Source organism: Sphingomonas sp. ID1715 (genome assembly GCF_013044515.1).
Classification (GTDB): domain Bacteria; phylum Pseudomonadota; class Alphaproteobacteria; order Sphingomonadales; family Sphingomonadaceae; genus Sphingomonas_B.
This window is the reverse complement of the sequence record NZ_JABEPR010000005.1, coordinates 94,709-118,939: the sequence shown is the minus strand read 5'-3', so window position 1 is coordinate 118,939 and position 24,231 is coordinate 94,709. Positions and strand designations below refer to the sequence as shown.

Genomic DNA, 24,231 nt, shown 5'->3' with positions numbered 1-24,231 from the left:
GGACTCCTCTTGCTTGTAGTCTGTCTTAGCGGCTGGGTCGGGGCGACGCGATGGGCGCGTCAGACCATTCGGAGGACGCGGGCCGGCCTGAGCGAGAGCAGCGGCAGCGATCCAGCGAGGCCGATGCCGAGCGTGAGCAAAGCGCCCCCGCCCAGCGTCAGCAGCACCGTGGCCCAGTCCGGCGCCCAGGTGAAGTCGAACAACTGGACGATCACGACCCATGCGGCCGTGAGCCCAAGCGCCAGGGCGATCGCCGCCAGGAGTCCGGCGAGCAGCGCATATTCGATTGCCTGTGCGCCGAGCACCTGGGCGCGGGTGGCACCGAGGACCCGAAGGATGGTGCTGTCATAGGCGCGGCTCTGCCGGGACGCGGCGATCGCCCCGACCAGCACCGCAATCCCGGCGAGGATCGCCACCGAAGCCGATAGCAGGATGGCCGTCGCCATCTGGTCGAGCACGGTCTTCACCTGACCGATCACTTCGCCGACCGGGATCACCGAGGCGGAGGGGAAGGCGCGCACGAGGCTGCGCGCGACTGCGCCTTCCTGCACCTTATCCATGGTGATGGTCGCGGTCAGCGTGTGCGGAGCGCCGGCGAGCGCGGACGGCGCGAACACCATGATGTAGTTGAAGCCCATCGTCTCCCAATGGATCTCGCGGAGGGAGGCGATCCGCGCTTCGATCTCGCGGCCGAGTACGGAGACGGTGAGGGTGTCGCCGACCTTCAGCCCCATCACCTGCGCGGCGTCGCGGTCGAGCGAGACGAGTGGTGGTCCGGCATAGTCGCGCGGCCACCAGCGGCCGGCGACGACCGTGCTGCCCTCGGGCGGGGTGGCGCTGTAGGTGACGCCGCGCTCGCCGCGCAGGAACCAGGCGCCTTCGGGCAGGGTCTTCAGGTCGGCGACGCGCTTGCCGCCATAGGCGGTGATGGTGCCGCGCAGGGCGGGCACGATGTTGAGTTCGGCCTGCGGCGCCTCGGCCCGCACCGTCGCGACGAAGCGATCGCGATCGGTTGCCGGAATGTCGAGCACGAACTGGTTGGGCGCCCTTGCGGGCACGGTGCGAGTGATCTCTGCGGTCAGGCTGGTCTGGATCGCGGCGAGGGTGACGAAGAGGGTCAGGGCGAGGCCCAGCGCGATAACCAGTGCCACCGTCTGTGCGCCCGGCCGGTACAGGTTGGCGACGGCGAGGCGGAGGAGCGGACGCCGGGGCCGCGGCACCGTGCGGGCGAGACGCCGGACGAGCCAGCCGAGTCCGGTCAGCAACGCCAGGGTGGCGGCGACCGAGCCCAGCACCGCCGATGCGAAGACCGGCTCGTCGGCGGTGCCCACCGCAATGGCGACGAGGACTGCGCCGGCCGCTGCCACTTGCGCCCAGGTGCTGCGCGGCAGCCGGCCGGTGCCTTCGACCAGGGTGCGGAACTGGGCAGCGGCGGGAAGCGCCTTCGCCCGCGCAAGGGGCGGCAGCGCGAAGGCGAGCGCGATCAGCAGGCCATAGACGGCGCCGGTGAGGAGCGGGAGCGGATGCAGGCCGGCCTGCGGGCTGACCGGCAGCAAATCGCCCATCGCGCCGATCAGCATCGCGGGCAGGGCCGCACCGAGCGCCAGTCCCAGCGCGATCGCGATTGCCGCCACCGCCCCGACCTGAAGCATATAGATCCGTGCGACATCGCCCGAAGTGGCACCAAGGATCTTCAGCGTGGCGATGCCGTTGCGCTTCGACTGGAGATAGGAGGCGACCCCGTTGCTCACGCCAATGCCCGCGATCACGAGCGCCGACAGGCCGATCAGCGACAGGAACTGGCCCATGCGATCGAAGAAGCGGCTGGCGCCGGGCGCTGCCCGGTCGCGGTCGCGATAGGTCGAGCTTGCGGAGGGGAACGCGTCTTTGAGCCGCTCCGTGGCGGCCGCCGGAGCGATGCCTGGCTTGAGCGCGATGCGGTATTTTGATGTGTAGAGGCTGCCGGGCAGCAGCAGATTGGCGCGGCGAAGGCCGTCGAGGGACACGATCGCGACTGGTCCGAGGGTGAAGCCCTCGCCGACGCGGTCGGGCTCCTCGTCGATCAGCGCGCGGACGCGGTACGCGGCGTCGCCATAGCGAACGGTGCTGCCGGGCCGCAGGTTCAGCCGGTCGGCGAGAGCCTGGTCGATCAGGACTTCGTCTGGCCCGAGATCTCGCGACGAGGCTCTGCCCTCGGCCGAGAGGGCGCCATAGAGCGGATAGGCGCGATCGACCCCCTTGAGCTCGGTCAGGATGGCGGCATCGCCTGCGCCGCGGGCCATGGCGCGGGTGCGGATCGTCTCGCTCAGTCGCCCGAGCTTGCGGAAGGCCGCCTTCTCCTCGGCCGAGGCCTCCCGCTGCGACATCGCGATCTCGACATCGCCGCCAAGCAGGACCTGGCCGCGGGCCGCGAGCTCGTCGGTGATCGCGGCGGTGAGACTGCCGATCGCGGCAAGCGTGGTCACGCCCAACAGCAGGCAGATGAAGATCAGGCGCAGACCGCGAAAGCTGCCGCTCAGGTCGCGGCGCGCGATCGCCCAGGCGGCGCGCCAGCCAAGCGGCCTCACGCGGCGCTGTCCGAGACGATCAGCCCGTCGCGCATCTGCAGGACGCGGCCGCAGCGCTCCGCCAGTGCGGGATCGTGGGTGATGATGACGAGCGTCGCGCCGGCGGCGGACTGGCGCGCGAAGAGCAGGTCGACGATCGCGGCGCTGGTCACCGCGTCGAGATTGCCGGTCGGTTCGTCGGCGAAGATGATCGCGGGTCTCGGGGCGACGGCCCGCGCGATGGCCACGCGCTGCTGCTCGCCGCCCGAAAGCTGCGCCGGATAATGATCGAGACGGTGGCCGAGCCCGACCGCCTCCAACTCCCGCGCAGCCCGATCGAATGCGTCGGGGACGCCGTCGAGCTCAAGCGGGACGGCGACATTCTCATGCGCTGTCATGGTCGGCAGCAGGTGAAAGCTCTGCAGCACGATGCCGATCCGTCCGCGCCGCGCCAGCGCCAGCGCATCTTCGTCGAGCCTGTCGAAGCGGGTGCCCGCCACATCCACTTCGCCGCCGCTCGCCCGTTCGAGGCCGGCGAGAATGGCCATAAGTGACGACTTGCCGGATCCTGAGGGGCCGAGCACCGCGACGCTGTCGCCGGCGGTCAAGCTGAGGTCGATTCCCTTGAGGATGTGTACCGGTGCAGCGGCGGAGCCGAGCTTCAACGTGACATTACGCGCGTGGATCGCGATATCGGGACCAGCCATGAAGGAGAAGATATCCTTGTCGTTTCGCCTGCGCACATATGGGGCGGCCCTGATCTTCGTCCAGCTTGCCGGTTGCGGCGGACGTGACGCTTCGACCAACGACACACAGCCGGCGACGCAAGCCGCCGCTCCCGCTGCATCGCCGAGGCCCGGACCAGCCAAGGGCAAGCTGATCCTGGCATTCGGGGACAGCCTCTATGCCGGTTATGGGGTGGCACAGGGCGAAAGCTTCCCCGCGGAACTCGAAAAGGCACTGAACAAGTCCGGACTGCCGGCGACCGTGCACAATGGCGGCGTGTCGGGCGACACCACCGCCGCGGGGCGCCAGCGGCTCGCCTTCACGCTCGACGGTCTGGCGCGCAAGCCGGACCTGGTGCTGCTGGGCCTGGGCGGGAACGACATGCTGCGCGGGCTGCCGATCGCCGAGACGGAAGCCAATCTGCGGGCGATGCTGGATGAGCTGAAGCGCCGGGGCATTCCCGTGATCCTTACCGGCATGCTGGCAGCGCCGAACATGGGGCGGGATTATGTCAGCCGCTTCGACGCGCTCTATCCCAAGCTGGCCAAGGAATATGCAGCGGGGCTCTACCCGTTCTTCCTCGACGGCGTGGTCACGAACCCCAGGCTGATGCTGGCCGACCGCATCCATCCCAATCCGGCCGGCATCGACCGAATCGTGGAAGGGATCGCTCCGCTGGTCGAGCAGCGGTTGCAGCGATGATGGGCGTGGCTGGCCAAAGCCAGTCGCAGCGGGCAAGGGGACCCTTATGACCGATGCCGTGCTGAGCGCCCGTGACGGCGCCATCCTCACCGTCACGATCAACCTGCCGGACAAACGCAACCCGATTTCCGATGTCGCGGTGATCGAGCAACTCGAAACCATCCTGCTCGAGGCCGACAGCGATATCGGCGTGCGCGCAGTGATCCTGACCGGTGCAGGCTCCGCCTTTTCCTCTGGCGGCGACCTGAAAGCGATGAAGGCGGGTGTCGGCTTGCGGGCCGCCTTGCCCGCGCAGACACGGCGCAATTATCGTGAGGGCATCCAGCGGCTGCCTTTGCTGTTCCAATCGCTGGAGGTACCGGTCATCGCGGCGGTCAACGGCCCGGCGATCGGTGCCGGGCTGGACCTGGCCTGCATGTGCGATGTGAGGGTCGCCTCGAAGAACGCTGTCTTCGCCGAAAGCTTCGTCAAGGTCGGCATCGTGCCGGGCGACGGCGGTGCCTGGCTGCTGCCGCGCATCGTCGGCTTCTCCAAGGCGACGGAGCTCGCCCTGACCGGCGAGACGTTCGACGCGGACGCGGCGCTGGCCATGGGGCTGGTGTCGCGCGTCGTGGAGCCCGGGGACCTGCTCGCGACCGCCCGCGAGATCGCCGACAAGATCGCCGCCAATCCGCCGCACGCGGTGCGGATGACCAAGCGGCTGCTCCGCGAGGGGCAAACGGCTACGCTCGCGAACATCCTTGAGATGTCCGCGGCGATGCAGTCGCTGGCGCACGCCACGCGCGACAATGACGAGGCGATCGACGCCTTCCTCGAGAAGCGGACCCCGCGCTTCACCGGCGAGTAGATGTTCGATCAACTCGTCGCCGTCGAAATCCCTGCCGCGGACGAGGCATTGCGCCCCGCCGTGCGGTCGCTGATCGAGCAGCTTGTCGCGCAGCGGCCCGTCACCGAACGGGTGCGCTCCTGGATGGGCGTGGACCGGGAACTCAGCCGCGCAATGGGCGATGCGGGCCTGCTAGGGCTGACGCTGCCCGAACGATATGGCGGCGGCGGGCGGGGCCCCTTTGCGCGCTATGTGGTTGTGGAGGAGCTGCTCGCCGTCGGCGCCCCGGTCGGGCTGCACTGGATCGCGGACCGGCAGAGCGCGGAGGTGATCCTCCGCTTCGGCAGCGACGCGCAGAAGGAGCTTTATCTGCCGCAAATCTGCCGCGGCGAGACCTTCTTCTGCATCGGGATGAGCGAGCCCGGCGCTGGGTCCGATCTCGCCTCAGTGCGCAGCCGGGCCGAGCGCGTCGAGAATGGCTGGCGTCTGAACGGACAGAAGATCTGGACCACGGGCGCCCATCTTTGCGATTACATGATCGCACTGGTGCGGACATCCGGCACGGCCGAGGATCGGCAGGCAGGGCTTTCGCAGTTCATCGTGGATCTGCGCGCGCCTGGCATTACGATCCGCGGAATCGATGACGCGACCGGCCATCGCGACTTTAATGAGGTGTTCTTCGACGATGTCCTGCTCGGCGCCGATGCCCTGCTGGGCCAGGAAGGAGCTGGCTGGGCGCAAGTCAATGCCGAACTCGCCTTCGAGCGGAGCGGGCCGGAGCGGATCTGGTCGAGCGCGGTGCTGCTCGATGCGTGGATCGATCACCTTCGCCGCGCTGGTGCGACCGACCGTCGCACCGAGAGGGTGGGCGACCTCATGGCGCAGTTGGCGGCCTTGCGAGCTCTGTCGATCGCCGTGACGGCGCGGCTTGCGGCAGGTGAGGAGCCAGTGGTCGAAGCATCGCTGCTGAAGGATCTCGGCACCAGTTTGGAGCAGAGCGTACCGGTTGCCATCGCAGACGATCTGGGGAGCTGTCCCGACGAGGCTGTAGGGCCCGAACTGCGCGCCGCGCTGGTCGACACGCTGGCCATGGCGCCGGCCTATTCGCTGCGGGGCGGTACGCGTGAAATCCTGCGTGGCATCATCGCGCGCGGGCTGGGGCTGCGGTGAGCGAGCTGCTCGCCCCGTTCGAGCGGCTGCTCGATGCTCATGGTAGTGCGGACCTGCTGCCGGAGTTGGAGCGGAGCGGCTTTCTTGCCGCTCTCGTGGAGCTTCCTCTGGCCGATGTGGAGCCACTGCTCCGCGCCCTGGGCCGGCGCGCGATCGACGCACCGGTCGTGGAGACCATGGCCGCGCGTGCTTTCCTCGAGCCCAGTCGGCCGCTGCTCGCCATAATGACCGCGTGTGAAATGGCGGGGCTTGGCGAGCGCCTGCTCGAGATGAGCATCGAGCACGCCAACCAGCGGAGCCAATTCGGCAAGCCGATCGGTCGCTTCCAGGCGGTCCAGCAGCAACTCGCGGTCATGGCCGAACAAGTGATCCTGGTGCGGATTGCCGCTGAGGCCGCGTGCGTGCACGGCCTGGCGCCGTCCGAAAGCGCAGCGGCAATGGCAAAGTCGGTTGGGAGCAAGGCGGCGCCGGTGATCGCCGGCATTGCCCATGCCGTGCATGGCGCGATCGGCATTACCGCCGAATTTCCGCTGCACCGCTACACTGCGCGTCTGCACGCGCTGCGCATGGCGTACGGCTCGGAAAGCTATTGGAACGCCCGCATCGGAGCGGCGCGTCTGCAATCGGACGGCACGTCGCTGGAGTTCGTTCGCGGGCTTCATGTCACGACGTCGACATCCTAGACGGCAAAAGATCTGCAGGCCGCTCAGTAGCGGATCATGATTCGACGGGCGGTCGCGGGTGAGACTTCGCTGACGATACGGAGCAGCTTGGTCGCGCCGATATATGCCTCCTTCTTCCCCGTCTCGATCGCCTTGACGATCTCTGCGGCGCAGGCGGATGCCGACATTTTCTTGTGCGGGTTTTCAGCGGTCATGCGCGTCTCGACGACCGGCGGGAGCGCCTCGATAACGGTGATGCGGCTGTCGCGCAGCTGGTGGCGCAGCGCCTGGGTGAAGCTGCGCAGCCCGGCCTTGGTGGCGCAATAAACGCCGGCCACGCTCGGAGCGATCGCCAGGCCCGAGGTGACATTGACGATCGCCGCTTCCGGCCGCTCGCGCAAGATGGGCAGAAAGGCGGCGATCAGGTGCATCGGCGCGTTCAGGTTCAGGAAGATCGCACGATCGGTCAGGTCGAGATCGAAGTCGTTGACCAGATCGCGCGGCCCGCCCATGCCGGCATTGTTGACGAGCAAGTCGAGCGGTGCGCCGCCAATCTCGTCGACCACGCGGTCACAGCCTGGCTTGGTGGACATATCCGCTTCGATCGTGGCGAAGCCTTCGCTCTTCGCTGCCGCGAGCCGGCCCGGGTCGCGCCCGACGACAACGACGTTGGCGCCCTTGGCGTTGAGCTGGCGCGCGATCTCGAGCCCGATACCGTCGGTGCCGCCAGTCACCAGCGCAGTCTTGCCGGCGATCCTCATTTCGGCTTCCGGAACTTATATACGAACTGGTCGGTCTTACCGCGGATCGAGGGGTCGAAAACCAGCGCCGTGTGCGGGTCGGCTGTGTTGCGGAGGAGCGTCAGCTCGCCGTCGAACTGGAAGCCGGCTTTCTCGATCTCCGCGCGGGCCGCGGTTGGATCGATGCGGTGCAACGTGTCGGGCGCCTTGAAGTCGGGATCGGCATTGGCGACGTGATCGACGACGAGCAGCACGCCGCCGGGCTTGAGCGAGTCGTACAGCCTTTTGGCGACGGTGCCAGCGAAACCCGGAGGCGCCATTTTCAGGTGCAGATCGTGATAATTCTGCACGGTCATGATGGCGTCGAGCGGCTCGGCGAAGCTGAAGCTGGCGAGCGAAGGCCGCAGCGGCGTGACGTTGGCGAGCCCCTTCACGGCTTCGTCCTGCTCGGTGCCATAGGCGGCGCGAAAGCCGATGAACTCCGCCGGCTGATAGGCATAGACGCGACCCTTCGGTCCGACGACGCCGGCGAGGATCTTGGTCCAATAGCCGCCGCCCATGATGAAGTCGGCAACCTTGTCGCCCGGCTTCACGCCGGCAAACGTGAGCAGTTCGGCGGGCTTGCGCGTGGCGTCGCGGGCGCGGTCGGCATCTGGCCGGGCGGGGCTGGCGAGTGCCTGCTGGATGGCGGGCGAGACGGTCTGGGCAGCGGCGGGCGCGGTCAGCGCCAGGGCCAATGCGGTGGCGAGCAATTTCATCCTATCCTCCCCGTTCGCCGCGATTGTCGGGCAGCGCGGCAATGCCTAACTGTGCCACCCCATGTCGCGTCCGCAAAGCCCCGATCGGTTCAATGAGGAAGCCGCCACCTACAGCGTGCGCGGGGCCGATGCGCCGGACCTGGAGCAGGGCGTCGCCGCCATCCGCAACGTGCTGAAAACCCTGCCCGTCCGGCCGGGCGTCTATCGCATGCAGGATGCGCGCGGCGACGTGCTCTATGTCGGCAAGGCTCGGGCGCTGAGGAACCGGGTGACCAACTACACCCAGGTCTCGCGCCTGTCGAAGCGGCTGCAGCGGATGGTCGCGCAGACGCGGTCGATGACGATCGTCACGACCAACAATGAGGCCGAGGCGCTGCTGCTCGAGGCGCAGCTGATCAAGCGCTATCGGCCGCCCTACAACGTCCTGCTGCGCGACGACAAAAGCTTCCCCTACATTCTGCTCCGCGCCGACCACGAGTTCCCACGCGTGCAGAAGCATCGCGGCGCGCAGAAGATCAAAGGCAATTATTACGGACCGTTCGCCAGCGCGGGATCGGTGACGCGGACGCTCAACGCGCTGCAGAAATTGTTCCTGCTGCGCTCCTGTTCGGACAGCTTCTTCGCCAACCGTTCACGGCCCTGCCTGCTCTACCAGATCAAGCGCTGCTCGGCGCCGTGCGTCGGGCGGATAGACGAGACTGGCTATGGCGAGTTGGTCGGCGACGCCAAGGCATTCCTTGCCGGCAAGTCGACCCAGGTGCAGGCGAAGCTTGGCGCGGCGATGCAGGCGGCCGCGGAGAATATGGATTTCGAACTTGCCGCCGTATTCCGCGACCGGCTGAAGGCGTTGACCTTCATCCAGGGCACGCAGGCGATCAATGCGGAAGGGGTCGGCGACGCCGATGTCTTCGCGCTCGCCTGCAAGGCCGGGACCATGTGCATCCAGGGCTTTTTCATCCGCGGCGGGCAGAATTGGGGGCATCGCAGCTTCTTTCCGACGCACACCGAGGACTCGTCGGAAGAAGAGGTGCTCGCCGCCTTTCTGATGCAGTTCTACGAGGAAGTGACGCCGCCACGCGCGATCCTGCTCGACCGTGCGTTGAGCGAAGGCGAGCTGATCGCCGAGGCGCTGGCCGAGCAGGCGAAGGGGCGGGTGGCGATCACCAACGCGCATCGCGGCGACCGCCGGCGGCTGATCGAGCAGGCGAAGCGCAATGCCGAGGAAGCGCTCGATCGCCGGCTCGCCGAGAGCACCACTCAGGCGAAGGTGCTGCGCGAACTTGCCGACCTGTTCGAACTCGACGGGCCGCCCGACCGCATCGAGGTGTTCGACAATTCGCACATCATGGGCACCAACGCGCTGGGGGCGATGATCGTCGCCGGGCCGGAAGGGTTCCGCAAGAACAGCTACCGCAAGTTCAACATCAAGCGGCCGGAAACGGCGCCCGGCGACGACTTTGCGATGATGCGCGAAGTGTTCGAACGCCGGTTCGGCCGCGCGAAAAGCGAGGATCCCGATCGCGAAGGCGGCGACTGGCCCGATCTGGTGCTGATCGACGGCGGGCGGGGCCAGCTCAATGCCGCCGCCCGAACGCTGGAGGAGATCGGCGTGGAAGACGTCGCGCTGGTCGGCGTCGCCAAGGGACCGCATCATGGGCGCGAGGGCAGGGAAGTGTTCCACCTTCTCGACGGGCGGGAGATTACCTTGCCGCCCAACTCGCCCATCCTCTTCTACCTGCAGCGCCTGCGCGACGAAGCGCACCGCTTCGCCATCGGTGCTCATCGGCAGAAGCGCGCCAAGGCGATCGGCGTCAGCTCGCTCGACGAAGTGCCGGGCATCGGCCCCGCGCGGAAGAAGGCGCTGTTGATGCATTTCGGCACCGCCAAGGCAGTGCGATCCGCATCGCTGGAGGACCTCGCCAAAGCGCCGGGCGTGAGCCGCAGCGTGGCGCAGCAGGTCTATGATTATTACCATGCGCGCTAGATGCTGATCCAATCACCCGCGCTCGTCGTCGCGGTGCGGCAGCATGGGGAGCACGGCACCATCTTGCGGGCGCTGACGCCGGGGCACGGCCTGCAGCCGGGCTATGTTCGCGGCGGCCGCTCGCGGCGGCTGCGGCCGGTGCTGTTGCCCGGCAATCTGGTGCAAGCGGAATTTCGCGCGCGGGTCGAGGAGCAACTCGCTGCCGCGACCGTCGAGCTCACGCACAGCCGCGCGCCCTTGCTGTCGGAGCCGCTGCCGGCGGCAGCGATCGAGTGGGTCTGCGCGCTGGTGGCGGTGACCCTGCCGGAGGGGCAGCCCTATCCCAATCTGTTCCAGGGCCTGTCGGGCCTGCTCGACGCGATCGAACATGCGCCGAGCGCGCGAGGATGGGTCGAGGGACTGGTGCGCTTCGAGGCGCTGCTGCTCGCGGAGCTCGGCTATGGGGCGGGGGCGCCCGACCTGCACCGAAATGGCAGAGCGCTCGACGCTCACCTGTTTGCCGGTCGCAAGGCGGACGTGCTGGCGGCGCGGGAGCGGCTGGTGCAACGGCTGCGCAAAGCCGACTGACACGGTCTGGCCTGAGCTTGTCGAAGGCCTCCCTTCTTCTTACGGGCATGGGTGAAAGGAAGGGGAGGGCTTCGACAGGCTCAGCCCAGACGGAGTTTCTATGCTAGTCGCAATCTTGCCGGGAGATGGGATCGGTCCCGAGGTGGTCGCCGAAGCGGTGCGTGTGCTCCAGGCGCTGGATCTCGGCCTGTCCTTCGAGGAAGCGCCCGTCGGCGGCGCGGCGTACAAGGCGCATGGGCATCCGCTGCCTGCGGCGACGCTGGATCTCGCCCGGCGGGCCGATGCGATCCTGTTCGGCGCGGTCGGCGATCCGGATTGCGACGCGCTCGACCGGGCGCTGCGGCCGGAGCAGGCGATCCTGGGCCTGCGCCGAGAACTCGGCCTGTTCGCGAACCTGCGGCCGGCCAAGGCTTTTGCGGAGATGGTCGATGCTTCGGCGCTGAAGCCGGAAATCGCCGCCAGCATCGACCTGCTGATCGTCCGCGAGCTGACCGGTGACGTGTATTTCGGCACGCCGCGCGGTCGGCGACAGACGGACGCAGGGCTGCGCGAAGGCTATGACATGATGCGCTATGACGAGGCAGAAGTGGCGCGGATCGCCCGCACCGGCTTCGAAGCGGCCCGCAAGCGTCGGGGGCGCCTCTGTTCGGTCGACAAGGCCAATGTGCTGGAGACGTCGCAGCTGTGGCGCGACGTGGTGATCGAAGTGTCCGGCGATTATCCCGACGTGACGCTCGACCACATGTATGTCGACAATGCCGCGATGCAGCTGGTGCGCAATCCCGGCGCGTTCGACGTGATCGTCACCGGCAATCTGTTCGGGGATATCCTGTCCGACCAGGCGTCGATGTGCGTCGGGTCGATCGGGCTGCTGCCCTCGGCCTCGCTCGATGCGGCGGGCAAGGGCCTTTACGAGCCGATCCATGGCAGTGCGCCCGACATTGCCGGGCAGGGCAAGGCCAATCCGCTCGCCACCATCCTGTCCGCGGCGATGATGCTGCGTTATTCACTCGGGCGGCCAGAGGCGGCGGACCAGGTCGAAGCGGCGGTTGCGAACGCCCTTGCGGCCGGCGCGCGCACCGCGGATCTGGGCGGCAGCCTCCGCACGCGCGAAATGGGCGATCGCGTTCTCGCCGCCTTATGAGCGGGCTCGAACTCGCCGTCGTCATTCCGACGTTCAACGAGGCGGGCAATGTCGAGGAACTGGTGGAGCGGCTGGAGCGGGCGCTCGCCGGGTTCGGCTGGGAAGCAATTTTCGTCGATGACAACAGCCCCGACGGCACGGCCGAGCGGCTCCGCTCCCTTGCCCAGCGCGACCGACGAATCCGCGTCATCGAGCGGATCCGGCGGCGCGGGCTCTCGTCGGCGTGCATCGAAGGGATGATGGCGACGGCGGCGCCGCTGATCGCCGTGATGGACGCCGACCTGCAACATGATCCCGAAGTGCTGCCGCGGCTCGCTGCTGCCTTACGCGCCGATCCGGAGCTCGATCTCGCCATTGCCTCGCGCTTCGTGGAGGGGGGCGGGACCGGTGATTGGGAGCGCGAGCGGGTTGCGAAATCCGAGACGGCGAGTCGCATCGCGCAGCTGGTGCTGAAGGCCGATCTCCGGGACCCGATGAGCGGCTGCTTCATGATCCGCGGCAGCACCTTTCGGCAGCTCGCGCCGCGACTGTCCGGCATCGGCTTCAAGATCCTGCTCGACCTTTTGACCAGCGCGACGGTGCCGCTGCGCTTCGCCGAGGTGCCGCTGCAATTCCATCGCCGCGAGGTGGGCGAGTCGAAGCTCGACCATGTCGTCGCGATGGAGTTCCTGATCGCGCTCTACGACCGGATGTTCGGTCGCATCGTCCCGACGCGCTTTGCCATGTTCGCGCTGATCGGGGGGTTGGGCGTGGCGGTGCACATGGCCATCCTGGCGCTGGCTTATGGCGTGGTCGCGACGACCTTCCTGACCGCCCAGATCGTCGCCACAATTGGCGCGATGACGTTCAACTTCTTCCTGAACAACGGGCTGACCTATCGCGATCGGCGGCTGCATGGCGCGCGGGCGTTGACGCTCGGCTGGCTGAGCTTTTGCGCGGTGTGCTCGGTCGGTGCGCTCGCCAATGTCGGCGTCGCCGCCTTCCTGTTTTCCAGCCGTTATGCCTATGCGACGGTCTCTGCGCTTGCCGGCATTCTCGTCGGTGCGGTGTGGAATTTCGCCCTGTCGAGCCGCTTCACCTGGGGTCGCTATTAGGGCCAGGTCGACAGCCACATCCAGTTGAGGAAGGCCTGGTCGTTCGGCAACGGCGCGGCCGAAAGGATCGGATAGAAATAGGCGAAGAGGCCGAAGCTGACGGCGAGGAATGTCGCCGGCAGCCAACGCTCCTTGACCCGATAGGCATGGTGAAACGTCGCGGCGATCAGCAGGGGCAGGAAGAGGCTCGGAAAATAGTAGTAATAGAAGAAGCCGATCTTTTTCGGGATGATGATCCAGATCGCGAAGGAAAAGATGTAGAGCGCCGACAGGATCAGCAGCGCGCGGTTGCGTTCGCGCAGGCCGTCCCAAAGGCAAGCGGCCAGGGCGATCAGTCCGCCCCACATGATCGCCGGGTTGCCTAGCAGTAGCACGCCGCGCTGCACGCCGGCGACCGGCTCGTAGAGATACCAGATCGGCCGGGTCAGCAGCGGCCATTGCCAGGGCGTGCTCTGATAGGTGTGGTGGGCGAGCGGTCGGGTCTGCAGGTCGAACATGCGGAGCTGGAAGGGCAGGATCTGGTCCAACTTGATCGGAGCGAAACCGTAGAAGGCCGCCGGCAGGAAGGTGGCCAGATAGGCGACGATCGCGGCGGCGCCAAAGACCGCACCGGCCCGGAACCAGCGCTCGCTCCACCCGATCAGCACGCCGAGGCCGAGCAGGAGCAGGAACGGCAGCGCGCTCCATTTGCAGCCGATCCCCAGGCCCAGGCAGATCCCGGCACCGAGCAGCCATTTCTGGCCTGGTCGGCCATGACCCCAGACGAGCAGTGCAATGCTCGCGAACAGGAAGGCGCCTGCAAACACCTCCAGCATCGCGATCCGCGCCTGGATGAACAACATCTGGTTCAGCAGCGCGAGCAGGGCGGCCGTCGCGGCGGTGCGCAAGTCGCCCAGAAGCCGCAGGGCAATCGCATAGATGCCCAGCATCGTGACGACGCCGGCGACGCTGCTCAGCGCGCGCCAGCCGATCGGATTGTCGCCGAACAGCGCGATGGACAGGCCGATCAGCCATTTGGCCAACAGCGGATGTTCCTCGTTCGACCGCGCGAACATGCCGAACGTGTCGCGGCCGGCTGGCACATAATAGACCTCGTCGAACATCAGCTTGTTCGGCTGGCCCAGGTGCACCGCGAACAGCAATTCGGCCAGCAGGGCGAGCAGCAGCGCCATCTGGAGCCCGGACAAGCGCTCCAGCCATGCGACGAAAGATTTCATGACACCCCGCTGCAGTTGACGATTTGCCCCCCTAGCTTGCAAAGCGCCGCTGTGAAGAGACGAACTGGACAGGATCGCAGCGTCACCGCCAAATGGCGGCCCGCCACCCTTGCTGTGCGCGGCGGCACCGCGCGCTCGGAATGGGGCGAGACCTCCGAAGCGCTCTTCCTCACCTCGGGCTACGCCTATGACTGTGCGGGGGACGCGGCGGCGCGCTTTTCCGGTGACCAACAGGGCATGACCTATAGCCGGCTGCAAAACCCCACGGTCGAGATGCTGGAGCAGCGGATCGCGCTTCTCGAGGGAGCCGAAGCGGGGCGCTGCATGGCGAGCGGCATGGCGGCAATGACCGCGGCGCTGCTTTGCCAACTTTCCGCCGGCGATCATCTCATCGCTGCCCGCACCATGTTCGGATCGTGCCGCTGGCTGACCGACAGCTTGTTGCCACGCTTCGGCATCGAAGTGACGATCGTCGACGGTTCCGACACAGCTGCCTGGGAAGCGGCGGTGCGACCGAACACCAAGGTCTTCTTCTTCGAAACGCCCGCCAACCCGACGCTGGAGATCGTCGACCTCGCGGCAGTCTGCGCCATCGCCAAGGCGCACCACGTCACGACCGTTGCCGACAATGCCTTTGCGACTTCAGCCCTGCAGCGGCCGATGAGCTTCGGTGCCGATATCGTGGCCTATTCCGCGACCAAGCTGATGGACGGGCAGGGGCGGGTGCTGGCGGGTGCGGTGTGCGGTACCAGCGCTTTCGTCAACGACCTGCTGCTGCCCTTTGTCCGCAACACTGGGCCGACGCTTTCGCCGTTCAACGCCTGGGTAGTGCTGAAAGGGCTGGAGACGCTGGACCTGCGCGTGCAGCGGCAGAGCGACAATGCGATGGAGGTCGCGCGCTTCCTGGAAGGCCGGGTCTCGAGGGTCCTCTATCCCGGCTTGAACTCCCATCCGCAGCACAATCTCGCGCTCGCCCAGATGAGCGCCGGCGGCACGATCATGTCGCTGTTCGTCGCCGACCGGGCGCAGGCGCACGGCCTGCTCGACGCGCTCGAACTGATCGACATCTCGAACAATATCGGCGATTCGCGGTCGCTGATGACGCATCCTTCCTCGACGACGCATAGCGGGCTCAGCGCCGAAGTGCGGGAGTCGATGGGGATCACGGAAGGCATGCTGCGGCTGAACGTGGGGCTGGAGGATCCGGCCGATTTGATCGACGATCTCGATCGGGCGCTCGGGAGCGTCGGCCTTTGAAGGCGCTGTTCCCGCATGCGCAGACGACGCGCGGCGTGACAGTGCGCGTGTCGGTCAGCTTTCTTCCCGAGCAGTCGGAACCGACGAAGGGCCGCTGGTTCTGGGCCTATCATATCCGCATCGAGAATGAGGGGCGGATGGCGGTGCAACTGCTCACCCGCCACTGGATCATCACCGACGGCCGCGGCGCGCGCCACGAAGTGCAGGGCGAAGGCGTGGTCGGTGAGCAGCCGGTGATTCAGCCGGGCGGCTCCTACGATTATGTCTCGGGCTGTCCGCTCGCCACGCCCACGGGGCAGATGCGGGGTAGCTATCGCATGGTGGGCGAGGACGGGTCGATGTTCGACATTCCCATCCCACGCTTTCCATTGGTCGCGCCGGCGGTGCAGGCATGAAGCGGACCCATTTGCCGCTGAACGGGCTGCGCGTGCTCGACGCCGCCGCCCGGCATCTGTCCTTCACCCGAGCGGCCGACGAGCTGGCCGTCACGCCGGCCGCAGTGGGTCAGCAGATCCGCGCGCTCGAAGACACGCTCGGCACCGTGCTGTTTCGACGCACGACGCGCGGGCTCGAGCTCACGCCCGAGGCGGAAGCGGGGCTCGAGGCGCTGCGGCACGGCTTCCTCTGCTTTGAGGATGCGGTGCGGGCGATGCAGGCAGGGCAATCGTCCAAGGTGCTGACCATCGCCGCGCCGCGCGACCTGACCGCGCGCTGGCTTTCGGCCCGGCTCGTCGAACTGGCGGCGCAGGACCCGGAGTTGCGCTTTCACCTCGTGCCCGCGGACGAGGCGATCGACTTCACCGAAGCCAATCTCGACGTTGCGATCCGCCTGATGGTCGACAAGGGCGAACATGAGGGCGCGCGCATCGGATCGAGCAGCTTCTGCAAGGTGGCGAGCCCAACCGGTGATGCCGAACGGTGGATTGCGTGGCCCGGGCATGCGGCGCCCGAGCCGGTGCTGCGCGTCGCGGACGCCGGGCTTGCGATAGAGGCGGCGATTGCGGGACTCGGCCGCGCTCTGGTGCCCGAACTGCTGGCGCGCCGGGAAATCGAATCAGGTGCGCTGCGTTTGCTTGGGGAGACGGTCGATCAGGGGCTCTCCTATTGGGTGTTCGCGCCGACGCCGCAATGGCGGCAAGCCAAGGTGCGACGGCTGGTCGAGCATCTCGGCGGCTGATCGGAGCTGCTGTCCCAAAACGGCACCTTAACGACTTATTTACCTCTTTTTCTGGTGCCCGGGATGAGCTATACCCTGCGGTGCAAGTGTGGCCGATCAATGAGCCACTGCTTTGCGCCACGTGTTCCCGTGGCGGTACTGTAAAGGGGGTTTGTTTTATGAAGAAGTTTGCTTTCCTCGTCACGGCGGCGGTTCTGGCGGCGACGCCGGCCTTTGCGGCTCCGGTCAACAACGGCGACGGGATTGGCGGCAACCCGCGCGCCGCGATCGACCCGTTCAACGTTGCGACTCGCGGCACGCTGCTCGCCCAGTCGTCGACTTCGGGCACCGCGCTGACCTTCGCGGGCACCTTCAACTCGGCGGTTTACAAGAACACCGACGGTACGTTGGACTTCTATTATCAGGTCGTCCGCACCGGTGCCGGTACGGAAGCCAGCAACGAGATTCAGTCGTTCACCGTCCAGGCGTTCGGCGGCTTCACGATTGACGCGTTCCGCGATGGCCTGTTCAACGCGGCCGGCTTCCTGACCGCCAACAACCCGGGCACTTTCACCTCGGGCGCGACTCGCAGCTTCAGCGGCAACGTTGCCGGTGTCGACTTCGGCTCGAACAATCTGGCCGGTACCGAGAACAGCACCACCTACATTTTCCGCACCAACGCGACCGCGTTCACCCGCGGCACCTTCGGCGTGATCGACGGTTCGACCCTGCAGGGTGCCACCTTCGCGCCGACCGTTCCGGAGCCGGCGACCTGGGCGATGATGCTCGGTGGTTTCGGCCTGCTTGGCGCCGCGGCTCGCCGCAGCAGCCGTGCGAAGACGGTCCTGGCGTAAGCGCCTCGATCTTCCGAGACAGAAAGGGCGGCCTCGGCCGCCCTTTTTTGTGCCTGCGGAAGGGGAGAGAACGGGCTCTCATCCTCTCGCAAGCGATCTGGCCGCCGGATATGGGCTCACCAGCCCCAGGGGCGTTCCCTGAACCACTTGGTGATCACATATTTCTCGCCCGCCCGAACCTTCATCGCGTGGTGGATAGTGGAAGGATTGCAGCTTCCGTCCGGCCGGCGGTTGTTCCACGCCAGCAGCTTGCCGGTTTCCGGCTGCACCAGTTTGTCGATGGCCTTGAAGCGCGTGGCGCCGCCAGCCTCCGGTTCGTTCAAGTAGATCATGACCGTCCAGGTCCGCTGGCCCGCCACCGAAGTGTATTTTTCATAGTCGACCCCGGTCGGCTCGAAATAGTCGGTGTGCGCCTTGAACTCCTGCCCGACTTCATAATGCTGTCCCTGCATCGGCTCACCATAGACCGGGTCGAGGCGGGAAAAGGCGGCGATCTTGTCCTCGATCGCGCGAACGACCGGATCGTTGCTGTCGAGATCGCAGGTTTGCGACGTCCGAAAGGCCGCATCGCCATTGTAGTTGGCGAGCGTCGAGGGCCGGCGATTGGCGCGGATCCGCTCGATCAGGGCGTCACACTCCTCGGTCGAAAGGAAGTTGCGCTTGATAAACAAATGTAGCTTCGGGCTCGGCACGCGCTGCACGCCGCCCGTGCTCATCATGCTGTCGATGACCATCTGGTCGTAGGGATTGTCCACACGCCGCTCCACCCGGTATAGTTGAGCGAAGTGCGATGCTTATGGGCGAAGCGTCAAGCCGCGTGGCTGACGCAAAACTGTCACGCAAGCGTCGCACAGGCGGTGTTCGCCCCGGGGGGAGTTGGGATTTGCGTCTCGCAATCGATCCGCGCCAATGGCGCCTCTTCCGGCGCCTGCCACGCTATAGCCTGCTGAGCCTGACCGAGATTCTGCTGCTTGCCTTGCTGGCCTGGCAATGCGCGCGGCTGGTCTGGGCGGTGGTGACGCCACTCGGCCCGCTCGGCGACTGGCGGCCGGTGCAAGGTCCCGATGCGGCACGCGGCCGCGCGGTGCTCGCGAGCGGTTTCGACCCCTTTTTCCGGCTCGGCCGCGCCGCGGGGCCCGCCATCGTCACGTCGCTGCAGCTGAAGCTGTTCGGCGTGCGGGTCGACGAGGCGACCGGGCGCGGCTCCGCCATCATCGCCGGCCCCGACAATGTGCAGACCAGCTATGCGGTCGGCGAAGCGATCCAGCCAGGCGTGACGCTCAAGTCGGTCGGCTATGACAGCGTCGTCATCTCGCGCGGCGGCGCCGACGAGACGCTCTACCTCGATCAGTCCGGCGCCGCGCCGGTGGCTGCCGCCCCGATCGTGCCGCCGGCGGCGAACACGGGGCTGCTGAGCGCTCCCGCAGGCCAGACCATGGCGCCGGGAGCCGTCACGCTCTCGGAACTGCAGGCCCAGCTCAATCTCGCGCCGCGTCAGGCAGGCAACCGGGTGACCGGCCTGGTGCCTCGTGGCGATCCCGCCCTGCTGGCGCGGCTCGGTCTGCGGCCGGGCGACGTGATCGTCCAGGTTTCCGGGCGGCCGATCGGGTCGGTGCAGGATCTGCAGCGTGCTGCGGCCGGCCTGGCACAAGGCGGCAATCTTTCCATCGCGGTGGAGCGGGGGGCACAAATAGTGCCGATCGCCGTCGCCATTTCGGGACAATGATGCGTCACTTCCTTCTTCCGGCGCTGCTCCTCGCCGTCGCGAGTCCGGTCGCTGCCCAATATTCGCTGAACGTGCGCGATGCGGACATTCGCGCCTTTATCCAGGATGCGGCGAAGGTGACCGGGCGCACCTTCATCATCGACCAGCGGGTGCAGGGCAAGGTGTCGGTGGTGACCGATCGCCCGCTCAGCCGGTCCGAATATTATGAAGTGTTCCTGTCTACGTTGCGGGCGAATGGCCTAGTCGCGATCCCGGCGGCGGGTGGCGCCTTTCGCGTCCAGCCGCTCGAAGGTGCAGCCAGCCAGCCGAGCCGGGTCGGGCGGGCAGGGTCGTCGAACGCGCTGGTGACGGAAATCGTGCGGCTACGCTCGATCGACGCGCCCTCCGCCGTCGATACCGTGCGGCCGCTGATCAGCCCCCAAGGGTCGGTTACGGCCAACCGCGCCGGCAATTCGCTGGTGGTGGTCGATTTCGGCGACAATGTCCGCCGTGTCCGTGAAGTGCTCCGCCGCATCGACCAGGACAGCGCCTCGACCGTCGTCGTTCCTCTGCGCAATGCCGGCGCCCGCGAGATCGCGCAGTCGCTCGGGCAACTGGTCGGCGCCGGCGCGGCGGGACAGGGGGGCACGGCCGCGCCGGCCGCCGCCTCGATCGTCGCGATCGACAGCTCCAACTCCGTCGTGCTGCGCGGCGACCCCGGCACCGTATCGCGGCTTGCTGCGGTGGCACGCGATCTCGACCGCCGCGCCGCGAATGGGACCGAAGTGCGCGTCTATTGGCTGGAGAACGCAGATGCCGAGCTGCTGCTGCCGGTACTGCAGCAGCTGACCGGACAGCCGGTCACCCAACCAGGGCCGGCGCGAGGGCTCAGCCAGGTCGCGCCGCGCGGCACTGGCAGCAGCCGTAGCTCTTCGGCCGGAAATGCAGCGACGCCGCTGCCGACCACCGAGGTCGCGCCAGCTCCAGCCGTGGCGCAGTCGGGGGAAAGCATCACGGGGCGCAACAGCGCGATCGTCACTCGCTATGAAGGCGCGAACGCGATCATCATCGCCGCCAACGCCGACACGCAGCGGACGCTCGGCGAAGTGATTCGCCAGCTCGACGTTCGCCGCGAGCAGGTGCTCGTCGAAGCGATCATCGTCGAGATATCGGACTCGCTCGCCAAGCGGCTGGGTGTCCAGTTCCTGCTCGGCGGCAAGCCCGGCAGCGACATCCCTTTCGCAGTCACCAACTATTCTAACGCGCAGCCGAATATCCTGACCATTGCCGGCGCGATCGGCGCACGTGAGCTCGACCGCACTACGACCACGACCGATGATGGCGTGACCACGACCACCAGGACGCCGAGCGAAGCGTCCCAGCAGCTTGCGCAGGCCGCCGTCAACTCGATCCTGAACGCGACGGGCGGGATTGGCGGCTTTGCCACCAACATCGGCAAGAACGGCATCTTTGGCGCCATCATCAATGCCGTGCGGTCGGACAGCACGTCCAACATCCTCTCGACGCCCTCAATCGTGACGCTCGACAATCAGGAAGCGCGTATCCTGGTCGGGCAGGAAATCCCGATCACCACCGGCCAGGCGCTGTCGAACAATTTCGATAACGCGTTCCGCACCGTTCAGCGCGAGAATGTCGGTATCCAGCTCCAGGTGCGGCCGCAAATCAACGAAGGCGGCGCGGTCAAAATGCTGCTTCGCCAGGAAGTCAGTTCGATCGCCGGCCCGGTCTCCAACGACAATAGCGAGCTGATCCTCAACAAGCGCGAGATCGAGACCACCGTCACCGTCGACAATGGCGAGATCATCGCACTCGGTGGTCTGCTCGACGACAATGAGCGGCGGACGATCGAAAAGATTCCGCTCCTCGGCGATATTCCGGGCTTAGGCGAGCTGTTCAAGTCGCGCTCCAAATCGCGCCAAAAGACGAATCTGATGGTGTTCATCCGCCCGACTATCATCCGCTCCGCCGCCGACGCGCGGGCCCTTGCCGAACGCCGCTACGGCTATGTGCGCGAGCAGCAGTTGCTGCAGCGTCCTAACCAGGAGCCGAGCCTCGACGAACTGGTGCGCGAATATATGGGCGCGCTGCCGCCGACCCCGCCGCCGGCGCTGCCGGGCAGCACGCCGCCGCCCGCCGCGCCGCCGCAAATCATCGTGCCGCAGGTGCGCAGCTCGACGACGACGGTCCAGCCGGTGCCGGAGCCGAAGCGGTGAGTTCCTCCATCAGTGTTCCGGCGCAGGCCGGAACCCTGCTCGAAATGGGCGCATCCGTTGACGCACCGCTCCGGCCTGCGCCGGAGCACAGCTTGCCACTCGTCTCCGTTCCCTACGCCTTCGCACGAAAGTTCGGCGTGATTCTGCTCGAGCCCGCGGGTGAGCGGTTCAAGGTCGCGCTGCGTGAAGGCGCGGACCCGCGCGCCCTGCTGGAGCTCCGCCGGCACCTTGCCCAGCCGCTCGCGATCGAGTCGGTGGCGGCGCCCGACTTCGACAAGCTCCTGTCCGACCACTATGCGATGAACGGCGAGGCCGCGGCCGCGGCGGCGGGATCGCTGGGGCTGGGCGACGATCTTGCGCTGATCGCGGGCGACCTGCCGACCGCCGACGACCTGCTCGACAGCTCCGACGACGCGCCGGCCATTCGCCTGATCAACGGCGTCATCGCCGACGCGGTGCGGCAAGGCGTGTCCGACATCCATGTCGAGCCCTATGAGACCGGCCTGATCGTGCGGATGCGCATGGACGGCGTGCTGCGCGAGACCTTGCGCATGCCTGCCCATGTCGCGCCGGTGCTGGTCAGCCGCATCAAGGTGATGGCCCGGCTCGACATCGCCGAACGGCGCGTGCCCCAGGATGGCCGCATCTCGCTCACGCTCGGCGGCAAATTGCTCGACGTGCGCGTGTCGACGCTGCCCAGCCGCGCCGGCGAGCGGGTGGTGCTGCGCATCCTCGACAAGGAGAATGCCGGGCTGGACCTACCGGTTCTGGGCCTGTCGAGCACCGCCGAAGCTGTGCTGCTGGACGCCTTGCGCGAACCAAACGGCATCATCCTCGTCACCGGTCCCACCGGCTCCGGCAAGACGACGACGCTCTATTCCAGCCTCCGCCTGCTGAACGATGGCAGCCGCAACATTCTGACGGTCGAAGACCCGGTCGAATATGCGATCGAGGGCGTCGGCCAGACCCAGGTCAATGCGAAGGTCGGCCTGAGCTTCGCCGCCGGGTTGCGGGCGATTCTTCGCCAGGATCCCGATGTGGTGATGGTGGGCGAAATTCGCGACCGGGAGACGGCCGAGATCGCCGTCCAGGCGTCGCTGACCGGCCACCTCGTCCTGTCCACAGTCCACACCAACGATGCGGTGGGCGCGATCACCCGCATGCGGGACATGAAGGTGGAACCCTTCCTGCTCGCGTCCACGCTGCGCGCGGTGATCGCGCAGCGGCTGGTGCGGCAGCTCTGCCCGAGCTGTCGGCGAGCGGAGCCGGCGAGCGAACAGGCGCAGGCGCTGCTCGGCCTGCAGCCGGACACGATGGTCTATGAGCCGGGCGGCTGCGACGAATGCGGCCAAACCGGTTTCCGCGGCCGGGTCGGCGTGTTCGAAGCGGTGCGCATCGACGAGGCGATCCGCCAGCTAATCAACCAGGGCGGTGATGAAGGGGCAATCGCCCGCCATGCCTTTGCGCGCGCACCGAATCTCGCCAGCGCCGCGCGGGCGCTCGTCATCGAAGGCCGGACCACCCCGGAGGAGGCCGTGCGCATCACCCGCCGCGAGCAGGTCGATGCATAGTGCCTCAACTCCGCTCGTCCCGAGCGAAGTCGAGGGGCGTAGCTCAGCGTTCGTGTCAGCGCCCCTCGACTTCGCTCGGGACGAGCGGGGGAGGAGCCATGCCTGACTTCGATTATCTCGCGATCGACGCGCGCGGCGGTGAGCGGCGCGGCAGCGTGGTGGCGCCTTCGCTCGACGATGCACGGGCACGGCTCGACGCGCGCAAGCTTTATGTGCTGCGGCTGGAGCCCGGCACGGGTGGCTCCCCGGTGCGCAAGCCGCTCTTCTCACTGTCACGCCGGAAGCTGACTGCGAAGGAACTGACATTATTCACGCGTCAGATCGCGACCCTGGTGCAGGTCAGCCCGCTCGAAGAGGCGCTGCGGACGATCTCGCGCCAGACCGAGAAGCCGCATGTTCGTGCGATCACTGGCGCCGTTCATGCCGGCGTGCTGGAAGGTCGGCGCATGTCCGATGCGATGGCGCGCGAGCCGAAGAGCTTTCCCGCGCTGTACCGGGCGATGGTGAGCGCCGGCGAAAGCTCGGGCACGCTGCCGACCATTCTCGAGCGACTGGCTGACCTGCAAGAGCGGCAGGCACAGGTGCGGTCGAAGGTGATGACGGCAATGGCCTATCCGGCCGTGCTGTCGGCCGTCGCGCTGCTGGTCGTAACGGCGCTGATGATGTTCGTGGTGCCGAAGGTCGTCGAGCAATTCGAGACGGTCGGCCAGCAACTGCCGCTGCTGACGCGCGCGGTGATCGGGATTTCCAGCCTGTTGGTGAACTGGTGGTGGGCGATGCTGCTGCTCGCGGGTCTGGCCGGGTTGGTCGGCTGGCGGGCCCTTCAGGATCCTGCCACGCGCCTGCGTTTCGACCGCTGGCTGCTGCGCCTCCCGCTGTTGGGCCGCCTGATCCGCGACCTGCATGCTGCCCGCATGGCGCGGACGCTCGCCACAATGGTGTCGTCGCGGCTGCCCTTGCTCGAAGGGCTGGCGCTCACCACGGGCACGATCCACAACCGTGCGCTCCGCGCCGCATCGGAAGAGATCGTCGAATCGATCCGCGGCGGCGGCAGCCTTTCAGCCGCCCTGCGCCGCGCCGGCGTGTTCCCACCCTTGCTCGTCTATCTCGCAGCGAGCGGCGAAGCCTCGGGCCGGCTCGATACGATGCTGGAACGCGCGGCCGATTATCTGGAACGCGAGTTCGATAGCTTCACGGCCACCGCCCTGTCGCTGCTCGAGCCGGCGATCATCGTCGTCATGGGCGTTATCGTCGCCGTGATCGTGCTTTCGATCCTTCTTCCGATCCTTCAGCTCGAAACCCTGGCAGGCGCATGATG

22 protein-coding genes are annotated in these 24,231 nt (G+C 67.2%); 16 read left to right on the top strand and 6 right to left on the bottom strand.

Annotated features, from left to right (window positions below):
- Positions 1-59: 59 nt before the first annotated feature.
- Complete coding sequence (locus tag HJG53_RS13505; protein ID WP_171131417.1) at positions 60-2,567, bottom strand: FtsX-like permease family protein; 2,508 nt, start codon at positions 2,565-2,567, stop codon at positions 60-62.
- On the bottom strand, positions 2,564-3,253 hold the full coding sequence (locus HJG53_RS13500) for an ABC transporter ATP-binding protein (RefSeq protein ID WP_171131416.1): 690 nt from the start codon (positions 3,251-3,253) through the stop codon (positions 2,564-2,566). The genes HJG53_RS13505 and HJG53_RS13500 overlap by 4 nt, the downstream gene beginning before the upstream one ends.
- Between HJG53_RS13500 and HJG53_RS13495 the strand changes: the two genes are divergently transcribed.
- Genes HJG53_RS13495 through HJG53_RS13480 form a run of 4 tightly spaced genes read left to right on the top strand, consistent with a single transcriptional unit; the run spans position 3,252 to position 6,653 of the window.
- Positions 3,252-3,974 (top strand): arylesterase, encoded by a 723-nt coding sequence (locus tag HJG53_RS13495; protein WP_171131415.1) that lies wholly within the window; start codon positions 3,252-3,254, stop codon positions 3,972-3,974. The two genes, HJG53_RS13500 and HJG53_RS13495, sit on opposite strands and share 2 nt — an antisense overlap.
- Positions 3,975-4,020: 46 nt before the next feature.
- Positions 4,021-4,821, top strand: a complete 801-nt coding sequence (locus HJG53_RS13490) for a crotonase/enoyl-CoA hydratase family protein (RefSeq protein WP_171131414.1) — start codon at positions 4,021-4,023, stop codon at positions 4,819-4,821.
- The gene (locus tag HJG53_RS13485; RefSeq protein ID WP_171131413.1) at positions 4,822-5,970 is read left to right on the top strand and encodes an acyl-CoA dehydrogenase family protein; all 1,149 of its coding nucleotides are present in this window, start codon (positions 4,822-4,824) and stop codon (positions 5,968-5,970) included.
- Positions 5,967-6,653 carry an acyl-CoA dehydrogenase family protein gene (locus tag HJG53_RS13480; protein WP_171131412.1) on the top strand — a complete coding sequence of 229 codons (687 nt, stop codon included), beginning with the start codon at positions 5,967-5,969 and terminating at the stop codon, positions 6,651-6,653. Before HJG53_RS13485 ends, HJG53_RS13480 begins: the two co-directional genes overlap by 4 nt.
- A 23-nt stretch (positions 6,654-6,676) precedes the next feature.
- Here HJG53_RS13480 and HJG53_RS13475 read toward each other — a convergent pair whose 3' ends face one another.
- Positions 6,677-7,393 (bottom strand): SDR family oxidoreductase, encoded by a 717-nt coding sequence (locus tag HJG53_RS13475; RefSeq protein WP_171131410.1) that lies wholly within the window; start codon positions 7,391-7,393, stop codon positions 6,677-6,679.
- A complete protein-coding gene (locus HJG53_RS13470) occupies positions 7,390-8,130 on the bottom strand; it encodes a class I SAM-dependent methyltransferase (protein ID WP_171131408.1) in 741 nt (246 codons plus the stop codon). Before HJG53_RS13470 ends, HJG53_RS13475 begins: the two co-directional genes overlap by 4 nt.
- A 61-nt stretch (positions 8,131-8,191) precedes the next feature.
- Between HJG53_RS13470 and uvrC the strand changes: the two genes are divergently transcribed.
- The 4 genes from uvrC (at position 8,192) to HJG53_RS13450 (ending at position 12,919) form a co-directional block, all read left to right on the top strand.
- On the top strand, positions 8,192-10,114 hold the full coding sequence (uvrC, locus tag HJG53_RS13465; protein ID WP_171131406.1) for an excinuclease ABC subunit UvrC: 1,923 nt from the start codon (positions 8,192-8,194) through the stop codon (positions 10,112-10,114).
- Positions 10,115-10,681 (top strand): DNA repair protein RecO, encoded by a 567-nt coding sequence (recO, locus tag HJG53_RS13460; RefSeq protein ID WP_171131404.1) that lies wholly within the window; start codon positions 10,115-10,117, stop codon positions 10,679-10,681.
- Positions 10,682-10,781: 100 nt separating this feature from the next.
- The gene (leuB, locus tag HJG53_RS13455; RefSeq protein ID WP_171131402.1) at positions 10,782-11,825 is read left to right on the top strand and encodes a 3-isopropylmalate dehydrogenase; all 1,044 of its coding nucleotides are present in this window, start codon (positions 10,782-10,784) and stop codon (positions 11,823-11,825) included.
- Entirely contained in the window at positions 11,822-12,919 is a 1,098-nt protein-coding gene (locus HJG53_RS13450) for a glycosyltransferase family 2 protein (RefSeq protein WP_171131400.1), read from the top strand. The genes leuB and HJG53_RS13450 overlap by 4 nt, the downstream gene beginning before the upstream one ends.
- On the opposite strand, the gene HJG53_RS13445 is transcribed toward HJG53_RS13450, so the two are convergent.
- Positions 12,916-14,136 (bottom strand): glycosyltransferase family 39 protein, encoded by a 1,221-nt coding sequence (locus HJG53_RS13445; protein ID WP_171131397.1) that lies wholly within the window; start codon positions 14,134-14,136, stop codon positions 12,916-12,918. The genes HJG53_RS13450 and HJG53_RS13445 overlap by 4 nt on opposite strands.
- A gap of 51 nt (positions 14,137-14,187) precedes the next feature.
- Between HJG53_RS13445 and HJG53_RS13440 the strand changes: the two genes are divergently transcribed.
- The 4 genes from HJG53_RS13440 to HJG53_RS13425 all read left to right on the top strand — a co-directional run bounded on the left by HJG53_RS13440 (position 14,188) and on the right by HJG53_RS13425 (position 17,403).
- Positions 14,188-15,393: an aminotransferase class I/II-fold pyridoxal phosphate-dependent enzyme gene (locus tag HJG53_RS13440; RefSeq protein ID WP_171131396.1), complete on the top strand. Its 1,206-nt coding sequence runs from the start codon at positions 14,188-14,190 to the stop codon at positions 15,391-15,393.
- Positions 15,390-15,788, top strand: a complete 399-nt coding sequence (apaG, locus tag HJG53_RS13435) for a Co2+/Mg2+ efflux protein ApaG (RefSeq protein WP_171131395.1) — start codon at positions 15,390-15,392, stop codon at positions 15,786-15,788. Before HJG53_RS13440 ends, apaG begins: the two co-directional genes overlap by 4 nt.
- On the top strand, positions 15,785-16,570 hold the full coding sequence (locus tag HJG53_RS13430) for a LysR family transcriptional regulator (RefSeq protein WP_171131394.1): 786 nt from the start codon (positions 15,785-15,787) through the stop codon (positions 16,568-16,570). Before apaG ends, HJG53_RS13430 begins: the two co-directional genes overlap by 4 nt.
- A 158-nt stretch (positions 16,571-16,728) precedes the next feature.
- Positions 16,729-17,403, top strand: coding sequence for a PEPxxWA-CTERM sorting domain-containing protein (locus HJG53_RS13425; RefSeq protein ID WP_171131392.1), 675 nt, complete (start codon positions 16,729-16,731; stop codon positions 17,401-17,403).
- A 116-nt stretch (positions 17,404-17,519) separates the two neighbouring features.
- On the opposite strand, the gene HJG53_RS13420 is transcribed toward HJG53_RS13425, so the two are convergent.
- Positions 17,520-18,137, bottom strand: a complete 618-nt coding sequence (locus tag HJG53_RS13420) for a 2OG-Fe(II) oxygenase (protein WP_171131581.1) — start codon at positions 18,135-18,137, stop codon at positions 17,520-17,522.
- A gap of 149 nt (positions 18,138-18,286) precedes the next feature.
- Here HJG53_RS13420 and HJG53_RS13415 point away from each other — a divergent pair, with 149 nt between their 5' ends.
- The 4 genes from HJG53_RS13415 (at position 18,287) to gspF (ending at position 24,229) form a co-directional block, all read left to right on the top strand.
- On the top strand, positions 18,287-19,129 hold the full coding sequence (locus HJG53_RS13415) for a type II secretion system protein N (protein WP_171131391.1): 843 nt from the start codon (positions 18,287-18,289) through the stop codon (positions 19,127-19,129).
- Complete coding sequence (gene gspD, locus HJG53_RS13410; RefSeq protein ID WP_171131389.1) at positions 19,126-21,342, top strand: type II secretion system secretin GspD; 2,217 nt, start codon at positions 19,126-19,128, stop codon at positions 21,340-21,342. The genes HJG53_RS13415 and gspD overlap by 4 nt, the downstream gene beginning before the upstream one ends.
- 44 nt (positions 21,343-21,386) lie before the next feature.
- Positions 21,387-22,913, top strand: coding sequence for a GspE/PulE family protein (locus HJG53_RS13405; protein ID WP_171131579.1), 1,527 nt, complete (start codon positions 21,387-21,389; stop codon positions 22,911-22,913).
- Between the two features lie 98 nt (positions 22,914-23,011).
- A complete protein-coding gene (gene gspF, locus HJG53_RS13400) occupies positions 23,012-24,229 on the top strand; it encodes a type II secretion system inner membrane protein GspF (protein ID WP_171131387.1) in 1,218 nt (405 codons plus the stop codon).
- The last annotated feature ends 2 nt before the right edge of the window (positions 24,230-24,231 follow it).